This is a genomic window from Hungatella sp. SL.1.14, from assembly GCF_024460495.1.
Taxonomy (GTDB): domain Bacteria; phylum Bacillota; class Clostridia; order Lachnospirales; family Lachnospiraceae; genus Hungatella; species Hungatella hathewayi.
The window spans coordinates 82,152-101,599 of the sequence record NZ_JANFYJ010000017.1 but is presented as its reverse complement, the minus strand read 5'-3'; the positions used below and the strand labels follow the sequence as shown (position 1 = coordinate 101,599).

Genomic DNA, 19,448 nt, shown 5'->3' with positions numbered 1-19,448 from the left:
TGCCTGCCTTTCCTCTATTATTCACAAACCATATTACTGGCGCAGCTTCGGATCAAACGCATCCCGGAGTCCATCGCCCAGCAGGTTAAATGCCAGCATGGTCAAGGAGATTGCCAGCGCCGGGAAAATCAGCTCATGGGGATAATAAGACATTTGCTGCTGCCCCAGAGCGGCCATAGCTCCCCAGCTTGTAAGCGGCGGCTGAATTCCCATCCCTACGAAGCTTAAAAATGCCTCGGCAAAGATAAATGATGGTATGGAAAAAGTCGTATTGATGATAATCAGGCTCAGTGTATTGGGAAGAAGGTGCGTCACAATGGTCTGAAGAGGAGGCGTTCCCAGCGCCCGGGCTGCCAGAACGTATTCGCTCTCCTTCAGTTCCAGCACCTGTCCTCTCACAATTCGCGCCAGATTCGTCCAGCTTGTGATACACAGCGCAATCAGCAGGGAAGTCATACCTTTTCCCAACACCACAGACATGATAATGACCACCACCATATACGGCACTCCTACCAGGATTTCCACGATTCTCATCATAATATCATCCACAAGACCGCCGCAGTATCCGCTGATTCCGCCATACAGCACTCCAATTACAAGCGACACGATCGCCCCCACAATTCCAATGGTTAAGGAGATTCTTCCCCCCATCCAGATTCTCGCGAAGATATCTCGCCCCAGATCATCCAGCCCGAACCAGTGCTGCAGGGAAGGCGCCTGATTCGTAAACTCAATATTCTGCTCATCAAACGGGTGGGGATAAATATATGGCCCTATGGCGCACATCACCAGAATTAACAGGAGCACAACCAGGCTTACCATAGCCACCTTATTCTGTTTTAACCTCCGGACCGCGTCCTGCCAGTAGGAAATACTGGGGCGCACCACGGATTCTGATTTCTGTTCATCCACTCCGACACGCCGGAATAGATCTTTTGTAACTGTCATTTCATTTCCCTGTTCCATGGCTCTCCTCCTTACTTTCCTTCAATAATGCCCTTACGGACTCTCGGGTCGACAATTGCATATAAAATATCCATCACGACAATCGAAAGAATGAAGATGAAGGAAAAGAAGATGGTCGTGGCCAGAACCATCGGGTAATCACGGCCATTGACGCTGTCCACGTAGTAACGGCCCAGGCCCGGTATGGAGAAAATTCTCTCAATAACAAAGGATCCGGTCACAATTCCCGCCACCTGCGGCGCCACAATGGAAATAATGGGAGTGATGCTGTTGCGCAGTACATGGCGCGTTATGATTTTCCAATTCGACAGCCCCTTTGCCTTGGCCAGCAGGATATAGTCGGAGCTCAGCACATCCAGCACCGAAGACCGCATAAACCGTGAATACGTAGCCAGGCCGCCGATGGAAGCTGCCAGTGTCGGCAGCGCCGTATATCGGAAAATGTCAGGTATTTTCATTCCGGGTGATACCCAGCCGACAATCGGGAAATAGTCACCGCCGCCGTATTTCTGGAGCAGGGCGGCAAATACAAAGCTTGGGATAGAAACCCCCACGATCGCAATGAATATTGTAATAAAATCAATCCAGGTTCCCCGGTGAAAGGCCGCCAGAATTCCCAGAAGCAGTCCGAGAACCAGCCCTAACACCACAGCCTGAATTCCGAGCCTTGCGGAAGCCGGGAACCTGTCCTTAATAATCTGATTTGCCGTAAGCCCCGGGGTCTTATAAGACTCTCCCAGTTCTCCATGGAGAAGATTTTTCAAATAAATGACATACCGTTCTCCTATGGGTTTATCCAGTCCCCACCGGGCCTTTAAGTTCTCCACAACCGCCTCTGGAAGCACCTTGGTGTCCGCCTGCATTGGATCGCCCGGAATGACGCTGACCAGGAAGAAGGTTATCGTCAGAATTACCCAGAGTGTAACTATCATATAACCGATCTTCTTCAAAATATATTTTACCATCTTGAACCTCCCATCCTGTTTCTGACTTATGCGTTTCCCCATAACCGATCTGGTTTCACGCACAATGCGGGGCAGTAAATACCTGCCCCGCATTGTCAAAGTCCATGTTCTGATCTCTTAATTCTATTCTACATATGCACTTTTCAGTTCGATTGCCGGGCCGCCGGCTCCATTGATATAGAAGCCCTTCACGCTGCTCTTTGCCACATTCTTGTCGTATGTAAAGGTAATCGGTGCCAGACCACAGTGTTCCACTGTTATAATCTTCTCTGCTTCCGCAAATTTTTCACCGCGCACCTTCATGTCAGATTCTGTCTTGCACGCTTCCACCAGTTCATCATACCTGGCATCGGAGAAGAATGCCGGATTGTTGCCGTCTCCTGTCATATAGCACTGCATAAATGTCATCGGATCATTATAGTCCGCGCCCCAGCCGGTCTGACATACCTGATACAGTCCCTTGGATACCTGGTTGTTAAAGGAAGAGTTGTCAGACGCCGTGTCGATCTTCACAATAACGCCCAGCTTTGTCTGCCACTGATTCTGGTAATACTCTGCCTGAACCTTCGTATCATTATCCGAGTTCTTCTGAAGGAATGTAACCGTAATCTGCTCTCCTTCTTTTCCAATCTCTTTTAAGCCCTCTTCCAGGAGTGCTTTCGGGTCCTGAGCCAGGAAGTCCTTCATCGGTTCCGGATAAACATCCCGGAACAGCTCCTCGCCAATACTCAAACCGTAAGGAATCATACCGTATGCAGCCTGATCCTTCTTCATAACGTTCTTAACCAGCGATTCTCTGTCCAGAGCGATAGAGAATGCCATACGGATTTTTTCGTTGGTAAAGATCCCATCCGGATCCTCGTTATTAAAGCAGATATAACTGTATCTCGGCTGCGGTCCCTCTAAAAGCTGTACCTCGCCTCCGTCAATTTTGGCCTTTAATGTATCCGCGTACTCACTGCGGACCTTTCTCAAGATATCGAGCTGGCCCTGATTAAACATCTGCTCTCTTGTATTCTCGTCCTGTGCCAGCACCATGTTGACTGTTTCCAGTTTTACATTTGCCGCATCCCAGTAATTCGGATTCTTCTTCAACACAATTTTGGAACCGCGGGTCCACTCTGCCGCGTAGAATGGTCCTGAACTGCTGAGTTCCTCTGCCGTCGCACCGTAGGAAGAGTTCTTCTCGCCCTGGGTCTTGGATTCCGGAACCGGAGTCACATTGGCAAATGTCATCAGCTGTAAGAAATATGGAAGCGGTTCTGTCAGAGTGATTTCCAGAGTTTTGTCATCAATTGCTTTCGCCGCTACATCTTCCTTGCTTCCCTTTCCCGTATTAAAATCCTCTCCTCCTTTGATGCAGTAGAAGATTCCTGCATTGTGGCAGTTAACCTCCGGATCAAAGATTCTGCGAATTGAATTCACATAATCCTGTGCTGTTACAGCCGTACCGTCAGAATACTGATTGTCTCTCAGCTTAAAGGTCCATACCAGTCCGTCGTCGGAGGTCTCCCAGCTCTCGGCGCCTCCCGGTGTTACCTTGCCGTCCATCAGACGGATTAACGTTTCCTGAATCTCCAGTACGATAGCATTCTTCTGCTCGTCATCGGAGCGTCCCGGATCCAGCGTATCCGGATCACTGAACATCGGAATGGTCACCACCTGTTCCACCGCACCTGCCGGTGCCTCTTCTGCCTTCGTTTCGCCTCCGGCCTTCGTCTCACTGCCTGCCGCAGCCGTCTCTGTTCCCGTTGTATCCGGCGCAGACGTCTTGGAACTGCCGCATGCAGTTAAGGATGCCGCCATCACTGTTGCCAGACATAAAGCTAACCATCTTTTTTTCATAGAATTCCTCTCCTTCTCTAACGCTTTATAAATAATGGATTCCCTTAAAGCTCTTTATATTTTTCACTCTGAATAAACTCCTCCAGCTCCACATTTTCACCTTTATGGACTCTGGAATACTCTGCCGCCAGAGCAATGATATGGCTTTGTATGGAAACATCAACGCCGGTCCTTAACTGCCCCTTTGTCTCTCCCTCCACTACCGCTTCCAGAAAATCATGAATCAGGCGGTTATCGCCGCCTGCATGACCGGATAAATCACCTGCAGTCGCATTGATATCATAAATCTCCGTCTCTTTTCCAAAGTTTGTGACCTTCACAATTCCTGTATGTAAATCACCGATGATATCTCCCATAGTTCCCATAACCTTAATATCGCGGCCCCCGCTGCTGGTAAAGGCACTCATGGTGAAATTAACCGTCACACCGCCTTCAAATTCCATATTGACCACCTGATGGTCCACCACATTATTATCGCAGTGATACACACAACGGCCGTATGGGCCCGTCTTTATCTGCTCATAGATCGCCTCCTCAGTCAGCGTCTGAGAGAGTACGCAGCACGGCCACGCGTCATCACCGGTCAGCTTCTCGTCAACCACATGACGGATTCCGGTTCCCTTATCCGTAATATAAATCTTTTCCGCATCATATGGACAGTTCTCTTTCGCCGCACACCCGTCGAGGCAGCGCATGGCACATCCTTCCGGCGCCATTGATTCTTTAAACAGATACGTAGATCCATAGGACGAAACCCGTCTGCACTTCTTTCCCAGAAGCCAAACGAAAATATCCATGTCATGACAACACTTTGCAAGGATCATAGGGCTTGTCTCCACCGAATCCCGCCAGTTACCTCTCACAAAGCTGTGAGCCTGATGCCAGTATTTTACATTCTCGAGTCCCTGGACACTGACCACATCCCCGATCTGTCCGGACTCAATCACTTCTTTTATCTTTGAGTAAAACGGAGTGTAACGGAGCACATGTCCCACCGCTACCATACGGCCATATTCATGGGCTGTTTTCTGCAATAGAAGACATTCCTCCAGACTTGGGGAAATAGGCTTTTCACAGAGAATATGATATCCCTTTTTAATTCCCTCCACTGCCTGGGCCACGTGCTGCTTGTCCTGAGTCGCAATTACCAGGACATCGGCAAGTTTCGGTTGTTTTAATAAGTCCTCCACGGTTTCAAAACAGTTTTCAGGTCCTACACCGTACTCTGCTCTGGCAGCCTCCCTCTTCTTTGCCACAGGGTCCGCGACGGCCACCACCTTCATCTCCTCCGGCGCTACAAGCTGATAATGGGCATAGATATCATTTCCCCTGTTGCCCAGACCTGCAATTGCCGCTGTTACTGGTCTTTTCATATTGATGTCCTCCTTGATATGAGCACCTGACGAATTTTACTGATCCCCGGGTGCAATACATGCCATCTCCGCTCATTCCGTCTCTTCCACTGGCAGAAAAGGGTGCGAGGGGATGGCTGATTGACATATTCTATGCACTTCTTTCCCATATCCCGTACGATGATCTCATACGATAATGAATTGAATGCATGAGTGACATTTAGCCGCAACCTATATGCTATATGCTGTATGATAGGTTGAGTTTAAAAAATAAAAACGAGTGAATCGTCTCCTGTCTGTTTATATTAAAAATAGCATATTACTCAATATTTGTCAATGTTTAGATGGTTTTTTAGGAATTTTGAACAATCAGCGGGCTGCAGGGCACCGGACAGGGTGTGAACTGTAACATCCGCAGTGCACAGCTCCGCTGCGCTGCGCACTGCTCTCATTCACTCCCCCTGAGCCGTATACATCTGATAATACTCCCCCTCTGCCCTCATTAATTCCTCATGATTTCCTTTCTCCACCACTTCTCCCTGCTTAATAACCAGGATCAGATCGGCGTTTCGTATAGTCGATAACCGGTGCGCAATCACGAAGCACGTCTTTCCTTCCATCAGCTTCCTCATAGCTTCCTGGATCTGAATCTCCGTCCTCGTATCCACATTGGAGGTGGCCTCGTCCAGGATCAGCATTCTTGCATCCAGAAGCATCGCACGCGCTATGGTCAGCAGCTGCTTCTGTCCCTTTGATATATTTGTCCCGTCGTCTGTCAGAATTGTTTCATAGCCATCCGGCAGACGCTTGATAAACGAGTGAATTCTGGCTGCTTTCGCCGCTGCCATGACCTCGTCCATCGTCGCCCCTTCTTTACCGTATGCCAGATTCTCATAGATACTCCCATGGAACAGCCAGGTATCCTGCAGAACCATGGCGTAAGACTTCCGAAGGCTTTTTCTTGTCACACCGCGGATCTCATGGCCATCCACCCGGATTTCTCCTGAGTTCGGATCGTAAAACCGCATCAGAAGATTGATCAGCGTCGTTTTTCCCGCGCCTGTAGGACCCACCACCGCAATCAGCTTACCCGGATCCGCTTTCAGAGACAGATCATGCAGAATAATCCGGTCCCGGTCATACCCAAAATCCACGTGGGACAGCTCGACCTCTCCCCTGACTTCTTCCTCTCCGCGCCCCAGTTCTATAGCGCCCGGCATATCTGCAGCCTCAGGAATCTCATCCATCAGAGCAAACACCCGCTCCGCCGCGGCCAGCGCAGACTGTAAATCACTCATGATATTGGCAGCCTCATTGATCGGGCCGGAAAACTTTCTCGAATACAACACGAAGGAAGAGATCCTGCCCACCGTCATGTACCCGGCCAGATAAAGAAGGGCTCCAAAAACACTGATTAAAGACAGTGAAAGATTGTTGATGAAATTAACCATGGGACCTACCATGCTGCCATAGTACTCCGCCCGGTAATACGTCTCCACAGCCTCCTTATTCTTCACCGCAAATTTTTGAATCACATGTTCCTCCTGGCAATAAGCCCTCAACGTCTTCTGGCCGGTTACCATCTCCTCCACAAACCCGTTTAAATTCCCCAGACTTGCCGATCTTGCCCGGAAAAGAGGACGAGTCCTGCCTGTAACGAACTTTGTAATACAGGCGGAGAGCGGCACCGTAAAGGCAAATACCAGCACCAGCCTCGGTGATATCACCACCATCATGTAAAGAGCGCCTGCTACTGTGATCACTGTGGTCAAAATCTGTATCAGGTCGCTGGACAGCGACTCATTAACCGTATCAATGTCATAGGATATGCGGCTGATGATGTCTCCCGTCTGGTGTAAGTCGTAATATCCCGCAGGAAGGGCCAGCATCTTATCGAATACATCCTTCCTCATCCGGTAGACCACCTTTCGGCTGATGGTGATCATCAGAACAGAAAGCGCGTAAGACAACACCGAAGAAATCACATAAAACGCCGCCATCCACCCGGCGTAATGAAAAACCCTCGAAAAATCCACCTTTCCGATCCCCGGTTCAATGGCGTCAATCGCATATCCCGACAGCATGGGCCCCACCAAAGCCAGCAGGTTGCTCCCCACCGTCATAACAAACGCCAGAAGCAGCAGCCATTTATACTGTATCATGTAGCGGCCCAGGCGGAGTATGGTGTGCTTTCTCTGAATCAGAGAACGTCCCTGCGGCTCATTATATGCGGCATCCAGCCGCTTTTCACTTCTGCTGCGTGCAGCCATGATCCCGCCCCCTTATATTCCCATCTGGGATTTTCCGATTTCCCGATAAATTTCACATGTCTCCATGAGTTCCCGATGTGTCCCGTATCCGATCATCTGCCCATCCTCCAGAACCATAATGTGATCGGAGTTCATAATAGAGCTGATCCTCTGGGCGATAATCACACAGGTGGTTTCCGCGAAATGTTCTCTCAATTCCTTTCGAAGCGCCGCATCCGTCTTATAGTCCAGCGCACTGGAGGAATCATCCAGAATCAGAATATCCGGTCTGGCCGCCAGCGCCCTGGCAATCAGAATTCTCTGCTTCTGGCCGCCGCTTAAATTGGCCCCTTTAATATCCAGCTGTTCCGAAATTCCGCCTTTTTCCGCCACAAACTCGCTGGCTCGTCCGTAAAGAACGGCTTCCATAACCGCCTCTTCACTTAAATCTCTTCCCATATTAATATTTTCCATAATGGTATCTTCAAATATCGTATCATTCTGAAATACGGCTCCGAAACGCTTCCTCAGCTCATGAAGCCCCATGGTGCGCACATCCTTCCCATCAATGCGTACCGTTCCCTGATCGGCATCGTAAAAACGCATCAGCAGGTTCACAATCGTCGTCTTCCCTGCTCCCGTGGCCCCTATAATCCCCAGCGTCTCTCCCCGCTTCAGCCGGAAACTGATATTCTCCAGATTATTTTCAACTTTATTATAGGAAAAGGACACGTGATCAAATTCTACATGAACCGAATCAGCCTCCGCTTCCGCCATCGCGGCTTCCTCATCCGTCTCCAGCTCCTGAAGAACCATCTCCTGATCCGCCTCCAGCACCGTTACGATACGTGCTGCAGATGCCGCTGCCTTCGAAATCATGATAAACAGCCTGGAAATAGACATCAGCGCATTCAGAATAATCGTAAAATACGTCATGAAGGCAAGAATCTTTCCGACCTCTGACGTCCCCTGGTTCACACGGAAAGCCCCGGTAAGAATCACCGCCACAAGGCCCAGATTTAAGAGTACATTCATGACAGGATTGGTGATGCTGGTGGTCACGGTCGCCTTCCGTTCCCAGTCCACCACCTCGCGGTTCGCCTGATCAAACCTCTCCCTCTCATACGATTCCTTTGACAATGCCTTAATCACACGGATACCCGCGATATCTTCTCTAATCAGCCGGACGAACCGGTCCACCCGGTCCTGAAGAACGGAAAACATGGGAATCGTCTTCTTTGATACCACGACCACCACCAAAGTCAGCAGCGGAAGAACCGCCAGCAGAATACACGCCAGAACCGGGTCCAGCGCCATGGTCATGGTAATACCGCCGATCAACAGGATGGGCGCACGAACTCCCAGCCTCTGGACTCTTCCAAGCATCTGGTGAACATTATACGTGTCACTTGTCAGCCTGGATATCAAAGACGGCCTGGTGAAGCGGTCAATCTCCGTATTGGATAAACGGCTCACCTTCTCAAACAAATCTCCCCGGATCGTTTCAATCGCGCTGCTCGCCACCCGGGAGGCCATCCGGTTCGCCGCAACACTGAACACCACTGCCAGAACCGAGCAGAAAATCATGAAAAATCCCCACAAAAATATTTCCGGCCTCTGGTTTGCCGGAATCACCGTATCGATCATATAAGCCAGTGTCCACGGAAGGAATAAATCCATCAGCGTTCCTGTAAATTTAATAAGAAAACCGACTGCCATACGCAGATAATACGGCTTTAAATAATACGAAAATATCTTCTTCATCGTTTACCTCACCCACTGACTCCATTATACAGGATTCCACCAAAACGCGCAAGAATACCAGCTGCGTCTACAGGAATCAGGCTTCTGTCCGCATTCCGTTCTGCCAGTTTCATCAGGCATTCTCTGTCCGTTCAAACGGTCAAGCCTCCCCAGCCTTGACACCGCAACCATGACACGAGAACCAGCCCCCCAAAAATAATCACAAAAACAGCGGCAGAAAGAGCTGCAAACTCTCTCTGCCGCCACCTGCGCATCTTCCTACTGCCTGTTTTCCTGTTTCGGCGGGCGGTTCACTGCCAGCGGAAGATTAATTCCCATGGGGTTTAAGATAACACCGATGGCATCCCCTGCCAGTACCTGGGAGACCTTTTCCGCCGGAACGATTACCGGCCGCAGCTGGTCTTCCCGGTTAAACTTCTGAAATTCCAGAATATCTGTAAATGCCGCCTGATAGACATCCCCATTTTTCATCTTTACAAGAGGGATTCCATTGCCTTCCTTCTGTATGGCCAGTATGAAATTGCCCTTGCGGAAATGCATCTCAATCTCTTCCTGCAGCTCCATAAGTTTGGAATTCATCTCCGGCCCCGGCTGTCTTCTCGCCTCCTGCATATAATACAGGGCAGTCAAGTGCAGCGCCGGATTCTCCACCCAGACTTTTCCTTCCTCGCCGGGCTCGTCTCCTCTCCGTCTGACAAAGTCCTCCAGCTGGATGAGTTCTTCCTTCCCGGAATCTTCAAGGGAAATCGCGTTGACTCCCATTGTGTATAAATTTGTATAGAACAAAAGCAGCTGTTTATTTTCCATTTTTACGACGCTCACCGGAATCTTTTCCGCCGCCAGGCTCTTTGCCCTGGCTTCTGCTTCCTCCGGTTTAAAAAACACCAGCACCTCGTCGTCAAATGTCTCCGGGGCACATACAACATACGGCAGCTTTGTACACGCTGAAACAATCACATACAGTTCCCTGGTGTCTCTCAGACGCCCCAGTAACGCCTGCCGGTCTGTCTGTGCCGCCTTCTTTCCTTCGTTATCCATCGGTACTTCTCCTTCTTTCAGTTAAATAATATCATTTCGCCCTGATCCCGATTAGTCTTCCTCTTTCTTCGTCATGGCTTCCCGTTCCTTCTTAAGCTCTTCGTACAGAGTATAAAAGGACCATCCGCAGTTCGTCTCTGTGACGACCGCCTTTAATTCAATCTTCGGCACACCGGCCCGCCGCAGTCCCACGAGCAGTTCATCAATACGCCGGTTCGTAAAATTCTTCATAACCAGCATCTCTTCATCGATTTCCGGAGCCACACTTCCCTCTTGCGGTTCCATCTCATCGAATCCGTCAAAACCGGCCAGATAGCCAATCGTCTGCCCGGTCTGCTCCGGTGTAATATTTTTAATTCTGACTCCCATACGAATCAGAACACCCTTTAACTTTGCCGCTTTTGATGCATTGCCGGCCTCTTTTTCTTTCGCCGGCTGATAATACAGAACCATCTCTTTCGCCGCCATGCCTCTTCCTCCTGTTCCTACAGCAGATGTTTTCTTAATTCTTCCCCGCTCATAGAACTTAAATACGCAGGCGCAATATCAAATACCGTTTTACAGCCCGTTACGCCTTCTTTCCCCAGACGGTATGCCGCTCTCGCGTATGCTGCAATGACAGAAGCCGTAAATTCCGGGTTCGAATCCAGTTTCAGGCTGTACTCGATCACATGGCTGTGCTCATTCTCCCATCCGGTCTTTCCGGTGCGTATCACAAAACCGCCGTGCGGAATCCCCTTATGATCTCTCATAAGCTCTTCTTCACTGATAAAATGGACCGTCGTATCGTAATCGGCAAAGTAGTTGGGCATCGTCACGATTTCTTCCTCAATCCGCTTTAAATCAGCCCCTTCTTCCGCCACCACAAAGCACTCTCTCGTGTGCTTCTGCCTTGTAGTCAGCTCCGGGTTTTCTCCATTTCTCACAGCCTGCAGTGCAGCCTCTACCGGCACCGTATACTGTCTGGCATCCTTCACTCCTTCCACGCGGCGAATCGCATCGGAATGGCCCTGACTGACTCCCCTGCCCCAGAAAGTATAATCCTTTCCCTCCGGCAGAACAGCACTGCCGTACAGACGGCTCAGGGAAAACATTCCCGGGTCCCATCCCACTGAGATAATCCCCACATGACCGCTCTCTTTCGCCGCTGCATCCACTGCTTCAAAATGCTCCGGTATCCTGGCATGTGTATCAAAACTGTCAACGACATGAAAGTTCTTCGCAAGCTCCGGCGTCTGAACCGGAAGGTCCGTAGCGCTGCCGCCGCATAAAATCATCACATCGATCTCATCCTTCATCGACTCCGCCTCCTGGACGGAACAAACCTTCACTCCGGGCGTCAGTACTTTTAACGACGCTTTGTCTCTCCTGGTAAAGACAGCCGCCAACTCCATATCCGGATTATGCTTCACTGCACACTCCACGCCCTTACCGAGATTCCCATATCCTAATATACCAATTTTGATTGTCATATTCGTACTTCCTCTCCTTGTCATAAACTATCTAAACGCTACCCCCATTATAACCCGCCTGTCCCCCATATGTAAATTGCTTTTTTAAGCCAGCAAAGCCGCATGGCGGCCAATCGGCCCTCCATGCGGCTTCTATTCATTCAAACTTCACTTCTCTGCTGCCTGTCCCAACTCTAACGTCAGGCCATTGCTGCCTCTTCCTCCGGCAGTTCCAATGCGGTTGTCTCATATTTGTCCAGGATTACTCTCTGAATCATGTCACGGGTATTCGAATTAATCGGATGTGCGATGTCTCGGTATTCTCCGTCTGCTGCCTTCCGGCTCGGCATGGCGATAAACAATCCCTTCTCCCCTTCAATTACCTTGATATCATGGATTACAAACTCATTATCCAGTGTAATTGATACGATAGCCTTCATCTTTCCTTCTTTTTCAATACGTCTTACCCTAACATCTGTAATCTGCATGTCAAAACCCCTTCCCGTCACATTACCTATAATGTGTATCTTTCGTTTTTCTCTACGACAATTTTAATATTGTCCGGTGTACCTATGTAAGTCGTATTCGCGCGGATTGTATCCCGGCTTTCTACAATACAGTTCTCAATAACCGTGTTGTCCCCAATATAAACATCATTTAAAATGATGGAATTCTTAATCACACAGTTATTTCCAATATAGGCTTTTTTAAACAGAACGGAATTCTCAACTACACCGTTAATGATGCTTCCGCTGGATACCAGGCTGTTCTTCACGACTGCGCCGGGATTATACTTTGCCGGCGGCAGATCATCAATCTTGGAATATACATCCGGATACTGGCGGAAGAAGTAATCTCTGACTTCCGGCTTTAAGAAATCCATGTTCGTTCTGTAATAGGATTCTACGGAGGCGATATTTCTCCAGTAAGAATCCATCTTATATGCATAGATCCTCTTTAAATTCTTATATCTCACCAGAATATCATTGACAAAGTCGTAGCGGTCTTCCATGGCGCAGCGCTCAATCAGCTCAATTAACTGACGTCTTCTGATAACATAGATTCCGCAGGATACGGTATTGGAGGAAGCCACCATGGGTTTCTCCTCAAAATCGGTAATTCTGCCGTCCTCGTTGGTTCCCACCAGACCGAAACGGGTTACGTCCTCTCCCTCAGGAAGATCCGTGCAGACTACGGTGATATCGGCCTTTTTCTCAATATGATACTCCAGCACCTTGCCGTAATCCAGTTTATAGATACCATCACCGGCCGAGATAACTACGTACGGTTCATGGCTGTTCTTTAAGAAAGTAAGATTCTGATATAATGCGTCGGCAGTTCCACGGTACCAGTCGCTGCTTTCCGCGGTAATGGTTGGCGTGAATACAAATAAACCGCCCTGTTTTCTTCCGAAATCCCACCATTTGGAAGAACTTAAATGGAGATGAAGAGACCTGGAATTATACTGGGTCAACACTGCCACGTTCTGAATATGGGAATTCGTCATATTACTCAGTGCAAAATCAATGCTGCGGTAGCTGCCTGCGATCGGCATGGCTGCAATCGCCCTCTTGTTGGACAATTCCCGCATTCTCTTACTGTTACCGCCTGCTAATACAATTCCTATTGCTCTCATCGCATACCACCTGCCTTTATGATGTAATCTCCGCTTGCCAGTAATCCGTCGGGATAGTCCTCTACGATCGTCTCCCCTACAATGGCGGTATTCTTTCCAACTTTGACATTGTCCGGGATAATAGAGTTTTCACCCACGGTAACCAGGTCAAACTGGTATACCTTCGGATCATACTTGCTCGGTGCGTATTCCCCCACGCCGAGTGCGACGTTTGATCCAATCTTAACATTCTCAGCGATGACAGCCTTATCAATTGAGGAACCGGCACCAATCACACTCTCGCGCATGATGATGGAATCACGGATCACGGCGCCTTTCGCTACAGTAACACCTGCACCGATCACAGAGTTATGGACTTCACCGTATATCTCGGAGCCCTCTCCGATGATGCTCCTCTCAATCACTGCATCTTCAGACACATACTGAGGCGGAATAATATCACTCTTGGTATAAATCTTCCAGTACTCCTCATATAAATTAAATTCAGGAATAATGTCGATCAACTCCATGTTGGCTTCCCAGTAAGAACCTAACGTACCTACGTCCTTCCAGTAACCATTGTACTCATAAGCAAATATTCTCTGTCCCGCTGCGTGGCAGTACGGAATAATATGCTTGCCAAAGTCACAGCCCGGTTCCTCAGACATCTTGATTAAGGCTTCTTTTAAAACCTTCCAGCTGAATATGTAAATACCCATCGACGCCAGATTACTTCTCGGGTTCGCCGGCTTCTCCTCAAACTCCGTGATACGGTTGTTCTCATCAGTAATTACAATTCCGAAACGGCTGGCTTCCTCAATCGGAACCGGCATGGCAGCAATGGTGATATCTGCATTATTCGCTTTGTGATACTCAAGCATAACCTCATAATCCATCTTGTAGATATGGTCTCCTGAGAGGATTAACACATAATCCGGGTTATACGTCTCCATAAACTCCAGATTCTGGTAGATCGCATTGGCTGTACCGGTATACCAGTCGCTGCCTTTGCTCTTCTCATAAGGTGGGAGAACGGTTACTCCACCCACATTACGGTCCAAATCCCACGGAATACCGATTCCGATATGGGTGTTCAAACGTAATGGCTGATACTGTGTCAAAACTCCGACCGTATCAACTCCTGAATTGATGCAGTTGCTGAGCGGGAAATCGATAATGCGGTATTTCCCGCCAAACGATACTGCTGGTTTGGCTACCTTCTGTGTCAGTACACCTAAACGGCTTCCCTGGCCGCCTGCCAAAAGCATGGCAATCATTTCTTTTTTAATCACGTTATCACCTCTTGCTGTTAGAATTTTATTGTACTAGCATTATACCACACATTTAAAAAATAGTGAACAAATATTTGAAATATTGTTATACTTTTTTGTGCATTTTCCGACATTTTTCCTTAAATATGGTTTTCTTTTACATTTCATGCCGGATATAGCGTTTTTACACAGTCTCCCCCTTGAATCGCAGCCCAAAATACAGTATAATCTTAATAAGTATGCGATCATATCAAAAGGAGAAATCATTATGGATTTAGTGACAGTAAGGCAAATATATAAGGACAGGGAACAGTATTTAAACAAAGAGATTTCCGTCGGCGGCTGGGTCAGAAGCCTTCGGGATTCCAAAGCTTTCGGCTTTATCGTCTTAAGTGACGGTACTTATTTTGAGACACTTCAGGTCGTCTACCATGACACCATGGATAACTTTTCTGAAATCTCCCGGCTGAGCGTCGGAACGGCTCTGATTATCAAAGGCACGCTGGTCGCCACACCGGAAGCCAAGCAGCCATTCGAGATTCAGGCGACAGAAATCGTCATCGAAGGCGCTTCTTCGCCAGACTACCCACTGCAGAAAAAACGACACAGTTTTGAATATTTGAGGACAATCTCCCATTTACGTCCCCGTACCAATACCTTCCAGGCGGTATTTCGTGTCCGCTCCTTAATCGCCTATGCAATTCACCAGTTCTTCCAGGAGCGCGATTTTGTGTATGTACACACCCCGCTGATCACGGGAAGCGACTGCGAAGGCGCCGGCGAAATGTTCCAGGTGACGACGCTTGACCTAAACGATATTCCGAAGACCGACGAGGGAAAAGTGGATTTCAGCCAGGACTTCTTCTGCAAACCGACCAACTTAACTGTAAGCGGTCAGTTAAACGCAGAGACCTATGCCATGGCCTTCCGCAATGTCTACACCTTCGGGCCAACCTTCCGTGCGGAGAATTCCAACACGACCCGCCACGCCGCCGAGTTCTGGATGATCGAGCCGGAGATGGCGTTTGCCGATTTAAACGACGATATGGAACTGGCAGAGTCCATGTTAAAATACGTGATTGGCTATGTACTGGATCACGCTCCGGAGGAGATGAATTTCTTTAACCAGTTCGTGGATAAAGGCCTTTTAGACCGTCTCCACCATGTATTAAATTCCGAATTCGCCCATGTCACCTACACCGAGGCCGTAGAGCTTTTAGAGAAGCATAACGACGAATTCGATTACAAGGTATTCTGGGGCTGCGATTTACAGACCGAGCATGAGCGCTATTTAACAGAGCAGCTTTTCAAGAAACCGGTCTTCGTAACCGACTATCCGAAGGAGATCAAGGCCTTCTACATGAAGATGAATCCGGATAACAAAACCGTGGCTGCAGTTGACTGCCTCGTTCCGGGTATCGGCGAGATCATCGGCGGAAGCCAGAGAGAGGACGATTACGACAAGCTCACAGCCCGCATGGACGAGCTGGGGTTAAAGAAAGAGGATTACCAGTTCTATCTCGATTTAAGAAAGTACGGTTCCACCCGCCACGCAGGCTTTGGTCTGGGATTTGAACGCTGTGTTATGTATTTAACCGGTATGTCCAATATCCGCGACGTTGTCCCGTTCCCAAGAACCGTAAACAACTGTGAACTCTAGAATTCTACCACAAATTCCCTACCTTTCCGGCAGGGAATTTGTGGTATCTTTACTGGGAAAGCCGGATAAAAAAAACGGCGCCGGAAACAACTGAGGGACTATGAGGTGATGACTATGAAATTCGTACATATAGCAGACGTTCACTGGGGCATGAGCCCGGACAGCGATAAGCCCTGGAGCAAGGAACGCTCCCAGGATATCAAAGATACCTTCGCGAAAGCCGTCGCACAGGCGGGACAGCTGGAAGCCGACTGCCTGTTTATTTCCGGCGATTTATTTCACCGCCAGCCGCTGGCAAGGGATTTAAAAGAAGTCAATTATCTGTTTTCTACGATACCCGGTGTTCACGTCGTCATCATCGCAGGCAATCACGACCGCATCCGGAATAATTCCGCACTCTTAAGCTTTACCTGGGCGCCCAATGTGACTTATCTGATGGACGAGGAGCTGCAGTGCGTCTATTTTGAGGAGATCAACACGGAGGTCTATGGCTTCTCCTACCATACCACGGATATTCCCGAGAACCGCCTGGACCATCTGAAGGTGCCAAACAACGGCAGAATCCACGTTCTTTTGGGGCACGGCGGCGACGCCAACCACATTCCCTTTGACAAGGGGGCCATGGGCGCACTGGATTTCTCCTACATTGCCATGGGACATATTCATAAGCCGGAGGTGCTGATCGAAAACCGTATGGCATTTTCCGGGTCACCGGAACCGCTCGACAAGACGGAGGCCGGCCAGCACGGCATGTTTGTAGGTGAGATCAACGAGGTAACCCGCATGGTAACCTCTTTAAAATTTGTTCCCCTTGCAAGGCTTCAGTACATCTCCTTAGCAGTCAACGTGACCACAGCCACCACCAACACGGAGCTGGCCATGAAAATTACCCAGGAGATTCAGAACCGGGGACCGGAGAATATTTTCCGGTTCCGCATCCGCGGCATGCGTGATCCCGACATCTCCTTTGATTTAGACATGCTGTCCACGCGTTTTAAAATAATGGAAATCATTGATGAATCCGAACCGCAGTACGATTTCTCAGCGCTGTTCGCGGAGCATCCCAGCGATATGATCGGCTTCTATATTCAGGCCCTTCAAAAGCCGGAGATGAGCCAGGTAGAAAAGAAGGCGCTGTATTACGGAATCAACGCGCTGCTGCGCACTACGGATGAAAGGAGCTGACCGAATGAAAATTCTGGATATCTATATTAACGGTTTTGGAAAATTTCACGGGCGGAACCTTTCCTTCGAGGACGGCTTGAATATCGTCTACGGCAAGAATGAGGCCGGCAAATCCACCATCCATACCTTTATCAGAGGCATGCTGTTCGGCATCGAAAAACAGCGCGGACGGGCCTCCAGAAACGATCTGTACTCCAAGTTCGAGCCGTGGGAGAACAGCGGCACCTACGAGGGCCAGCTGCGGCTGGAGCATAAGGACCACATCTACCGCATTGAACGGACGTTTCAGAAGAACAAGAAAGAATTTAAGGTGGTGGACGAGACCGCGGGACGTGAGATCGAACCGACGAAGGCATTTCTCGACGACCTTTTAAGCGGTTTAAGTGAGACGGCTTACAACAACACGGTCAGCATCGGCCAGTTAAAAAGCGCTACCGATGAGGGCATGGTGTCTGAGCTTAAGAATTACATCGCCAATTTAAATACGACCGGCAATATCGCGCTTAATATCACAAAGGCTACTTCCTTTTTAAAGAGCCAGCACAAGGAACTGGAATCCCAGATGGTTCCGGAGGCCGCCCGCACCTATACCTCTCTGCTCAGCGAGATCCGCAATACGGAAAAAGAGATTGCCTCACCTGAATATGAGAATCAGATTCAGGCTTACCAGCGCATGCGCGTGGAGGTAAAGGATACACTGGAAGTGAAGCAGAAGGAAAAGGAAGAGCTGATCCAGAAAGTGGCCAGAGGCAAACAGGTCCTGGCTAATAATCAGTTTACCGACCAGGATTCCATTACCGCCTATTCCATCAAGACACAGGGGACCTTTGACGAGTATACGGAGGCGAAGGAGGTCTGCGGCAGGAAATCGAAAAAGATCCTTTCGGTGCTCTCGCTCGTTATCGCCACCCTGCTGCTGTGCGGTGCCGGCGCAGTCTACTATCTGGGTGACAGCAATTACCTGACAGCCGCTTATGGGATGGATTCCCTGGTCTGCATCGCCGCGGCGGTGGGGGCCGCCATTATCTTCTATCTGATCGGCCTTATCCTGTACCTTCGTCTGCGCCATCGCCAGAAGGACATGGAATTAAGCGCCAAGGTCCTGCAGGAGATATTTTCCAGGCATTTGGGCGACACTGCCATCTCCATGGACGCCATGCGGGCATTTCAGGCCAGAATGGCCGAATTTACACGGCTGAGTTCCGCCATTGCCAAGTCGGAAACCGCGATTGAGCAGAAGGCTGCCGAGATCACGGAACTTCAGGGGAGGCAGGAGACCTGCGGGGAAGTCATTGAGAAACAGCAGAAGACACAGTGGGAGCTGGAGAAGAAGCTGGAGCACCTCTCCGCCTGCAAGACCCAGGCAGAAGGCCTGAAGCATATCCTGGCAGAAAACGACAGAATCCGCGAGGAACTGGCCGCCATTGATCTGGCGTTAGAGACTATGACGACGCTCTCCTCTTCCATCCGGGATTCCTTCGGTCTCTATCTAAATAAGACCGCATCGGACCTGATCGCAGGGATCACAGGGGGGATTTATACCAGTTTAAGTGTGGATGAGAACCTGAATGTGTTTCTCAATACGAAGACCAAGCTGGTTCCGTTAGAGCAGGTCAGCAGCGGAACCATGGACCAGGTATACTTGGCGCTGAGACTGGCTGCCGCCAGGCTGATCATCGGGGACCACGGGGAGATGCCGCTGATCTTTGATGACAGCTTTGTCCTCTATGACGATGACCGGCTGAGGACGGCCCTGAGATGGCTCGTGAAGGCCTGTGAAGGGCAGATAATTATCTTTACATGCCATCAGAGGGAGGCGCAGATGCTGACCGCGAATCTGATCCCTTATCATCTGGTGGAGATTTGATGTGCAGACAGGATTATACCGCCCATTCCAGAAGGTCCATCATGGCCCGCAGCGCTTCCCCGCAGCTGGCAGCCTCCCTTGAGGTCCCGGAAGGTACAGCGCTACTGGTGATCGAAAATATTGTCTATGACCAGTATGACGTCCCCATAGAACTAAGTATTGAATCAATATCCGGAGAAGCGCACCAGTTTAGTTTTGATGTATTTAGTAATTCGTAATA

At 49.3% G+C, this 19,448-nt stretch carries 16 protein-coding genes; 4 read left to right on the top strand and 12 right to left on the bottom strand.

What is annotated here, in order from left to right:
- Positions 1 to 33 precede the first annotated feature (33 nt).
- The 12 genes from NE473_RS18255 to NE473_RS18200 all read right to left on the bottom strand — a co-directional run bounded on the left by NE473_RS18255 (position 34) and on the right by NE473_RS18200 (position 14,537).
- Positions 34 to 966: an ABC transporter permease gene (locus NE473_RS18255; RefSeq protein ID WP_155560882.1), complete on the bottom strand. Its 933-nt coding sequence runs from the start codon at positions 964 to 966 to the stop codon at positions 34 to 36.
- Between the two features lie 11 nt (positions 967 to 977).
- On the bottom strand, positions 978 to 1,931 hold the full coding sequence (locus NE473_RS18250; RefSeq protein ID WP_022031703.1) for an ABC transporter permease: 954 nt from the start codon (positions 1,929 to 1,931) through the stop codon (positions 978 to 980).
- 123 nt (positions 1,932 to 2,054) lie between these two features.
- Positions 2,055 to 3,776 (bottom strand): peptide ABC transporter substrate-binding protein, encoded by a 1,722-nt coding sequence (locus NE473_RS18245; RefSeq protein ID WP_006772775.1) that lies wholly within the window; start codon positions 3,774 to 3,776, stop codon positions 2,055 to 2,057.
- A gap of 44 nt (positions 3,777 to 3,820) precedes the next feature.
- On the bottom strand, positions 3,821 to 5,149 hold the full coding sequence (locus tag NE473_RS18240) for a Gfo/Idh/MocA family oxidoreductase (RefSeq protein ID WP_155560881.1): 1,329 nt from the start codon (positions 5,147 to 5,149) through the stop codon (positions 3,821 to 3,823).
- 431 nt (positions 5,150 to 5,580) lie between these two features.
- The gene (locus NE473_RS18235) at positions 5,581 to 7,398 is read right to left on the bottom strand and encodes an ABC transporter ATP-binding protein (protein ID WP_118042397.1); all 1,818 of its coding nucleotides are present in this window, start codon (positions 7,396 to 7,398) and stop codon (positions 5,581 to 5,583) included.
- Between the two features lie 12 nt (positions 7,399 to 7,410).
- Positions 7,411 to 9,141: an ABC transporter ATP-binding protein gene (locus NE473_RS18230; protein WP_055650580.1), complete on the bottom strand. Its 1,731-nt coding sequence runs from the start codon at positions 9,139 to 9,141 to the stop codon at positions 7,411 to 7,413.
- 258 nt (positions 9,142 to 9,399) lie between these two features.
- Positions 9,400 to 10,179 (bottom strand): SseB family protein, encoded by a 780-nt coding sequence (locus NE473_RS18225; protein ID WP_022030447.1) that lies wholly within the window; start codon positions 10,177 to 10,179, stop codon positions 9,400 to 9,402.
- Positions 10,180 to 10,230: 51 nt separating this feature from the next.
- On the bottom strand, positions 10,231 to 10,647 hold the full coding sequence (locus tag NE473_RS18220) for a DUF3783 domain-containing protein (protein WP_155560880.1): 417 nt from the start codon (positions 10,645 to 10,647) through the stop codon (positions 10,231 to 10,233).
- A gap of 17 nt (positions 10,648 to 10,664) precedes the next feature.
- The gene (locus tag NE473_RS18215; RefSeq protein ID WP_155560879.1) at positions 10,665 to 11,651 is read right to left on the bottom strand and encodes a diaminopimelate dehydrogenase; all 987 of its coding nucleotides are present in this window, start codon (positions 11,649 to 11,651) and stop codon (positions 10,665 to 10,667) included.
- Positions 11,652 to 11,830: 179 nt separating this feature from the next.
- Positions 11,831 to 12,118 (bottom strand): septation regulator SpoVG, encoded by a 288-nt coding sequence (spoVG, locus tag NE473_RS18210; protein ID WP_006771739.1) that lies wholly within the window; start codon positions 12,116 to 12,118, stop codon positions 11,831 to 11,833.
- 26 nt (positions 12,119 to 12,144) lie between these two features.
- Complete coding sequence (gene glgD / locus NE473_RS18205; protein ID WP_002605624.1) at positions 12,145 to 13,266, bottom strand: glucose-1-phosphate adenylyltransferase subunit GlgD; 1,122 nt, start codon at positions 13,264 to 13,266, stop codon at positions 12,145 to 12,147.
- Positions 13,263 to 14,537, bottom strand: coding sequence for a glucose-1-phosphate adenylyltransferase (locus NE473_RS18200; protein WP_006771740.1), 1,275 nt, complete (start codon positions 14,535 to 14,537; stop codon positions 13,263 to 13,265). The genes glgD and NE473_RS18200 overlap by 4 nt, the downstream gene beginning before the upstream one ends.
- 247 nt (positions 14,538 to 14,784) lie before the next feature.
- Here NE473_RS18200 and asnS point away from each other — a divergent pair, with 247 nt between their 5' ends.
- The 4 genes from asnS to NE473_RS18180 all read left to right on the top strand — a co-directional run bounded on the left by asnS (position 14,785) and on the right by NE473_RS18180 (position 19,446).
- Positions 14,785 to 16,176, top strand: a complete 1,392-nt coding sequence (gene asnS, locus NE473_RS18195) for an asparagine--tRNA ligase (protein ID WP_022030444.1) — start codon at positions 14,785 to 14,787, stop codon at positions 16,174 to 16,176.
- 114 nt (positions 16,177 to 16,290) lie between these two features.
- Positions 16,291 to 17,361: a metallophosphoesterase family protein gene (locus NE473_RS18190; protein ID WP_022030443.1), complete on the top strand. Its 1,071-nt coding sequence runs from the start codon at positions 16,291 to 16,293 to the stop codon at positions 17,359 to 17,361.
- 4 nt (positions 17,362 to 17,365) lie between these two features.
- The gene (locus NE473_RS18185) at positions 17,366 to 19,228 is read left to right on the top strand and encodes an ATP-binding protein (RefSeq protein ID WP_022030442.1); all 1,863 of its coding nucleotides are present in this window, start codon (positions 17,366 to 17,368) and stop codon (positions 19,226 to 19,228) included.
- Complete coding sequence (locus NE473_RS18180; RefSeq protein ID WP_196411675.1) at positions 19,228 to 19,446, top strand: UTRA domain-containing protein; 219 nt, start codon at positions 19,228 to 19,230, stop codon at positions 19,444 to 19,446. The genes NE473_RS18185 and NE473_RS18180 overlap by 1 nt, the downstream gene beginning before the upstream one ends.
- The last annotated feature ends 2 nt before the right edge of the window (positions 19,447 to 19,448 follow it).

Excerpts from the sequence above, each read along its gene's own strand:
- NE473_RS18255 (WP_155560882.1), bottom strand. The coding sequence starts at position 966 with ATGGAACAGGGAAATGAAATGACAGTTACAAAAGATCTATTCCGGCGT.
- NE473_RS18250 (WP_022031703.1), bottom strand. The coding sequence starts at position 1,931 with ATGGTAAAATATATTTTGAAGAAGATCGGTTATATGATAGTTACACTC.
- NE473_RS18245 (WP_006772775.1), bottom strand. The coding sequence starts at position 3,776 with ATGAAAAAAAGATGGTTAGCTTTATGTCTGGCAACAGTGATGGCGGCA.
- NE473_RS18240 (WP_155560881.1), bottom strand. The coding sequence starts at position 5,149 with ATGAAAAGACCAGTAACAGCGGCAATTGCAGGTCTGGGCAACAGGGGA.
- NE473_RS18235 (WP_118042397.1), bottom strand. The coding sequence starts at position 7,398 with ATGGCTGCACGCAGCAGAAGTGAAAAGCGGCTGGATGCCGCATATAAT.
- NE473_RS18230 (WP_055650580.1), bottom strand. The coding sequence starts at position 9,141 with ATGAAGAAGATATTTTCGTATTATTTAAAGCCGTATTATCTGCGTATG.
- NE473_RS18225 (WP_022030447.1), bottom strand. The coding sequence starts at position 10,179 with ATGGATAACGAAGGAAAGAAGGCGGCACAGACAGACCGGCAGGCGTTA.
- NE473_RS18220 (WP_155560880.1), bottom strand. The coding sequence starts at position 10,647 with ATGGCGGCGAAAGAGATGGTTCTGTATTATCAGCCGGCGAAAGAAAAA.
- NE473_RS18215 (WP_155560879.1), bottom strand. The coding sequence starts at position 11,651 with ATGACAATCAAAATTGGTATATTAGGATATGGGAATCTCGGTAAGGGC.
- spoVG (WP_006771739.1), bottom strand. The coding sequence starts at position 12,118 with ATGCAGATTACAGATGTTAGGGTAAGACGTATTGAAAAAGAAGGAAAG.
- glgD (WP_002605624.1), bottom strand. The coding sequence starts at position 13,266 with ATGAGAGCAATAGGAATTGTATTAGCAGGCGGTAACAGTAAGAGAATG.
- asnS (WP_022030444.1), top strand. The coding sequence starts at position 14,785 with ATGGATTTAGTGACAGTAAGGCAAATATATAAGGACAGGGAACAGTAT.
- NE473_RS18190 (WP_022030443.1), top strand. The coding sequence starts at position 16,291 with ATGAAATTCGTACATATAGCAGACGTTCACTGGGGCATGAGCCCGGAC.
- NE473_RS18185 (WP_022030442.1), top strand. The coding sequence starts at position 17,366 with ATGAAAATTCTGGATATCTATATTAACGGTTTTGGAAAATTTCACGGG.
- NE473_RS18180 (WP_196411675.1), top strand. The coding sequence starts at position 19,228 with ATGTGCAGACAGGATTATACCGCCCATTCCAGAAGGTCCATCATGGCC.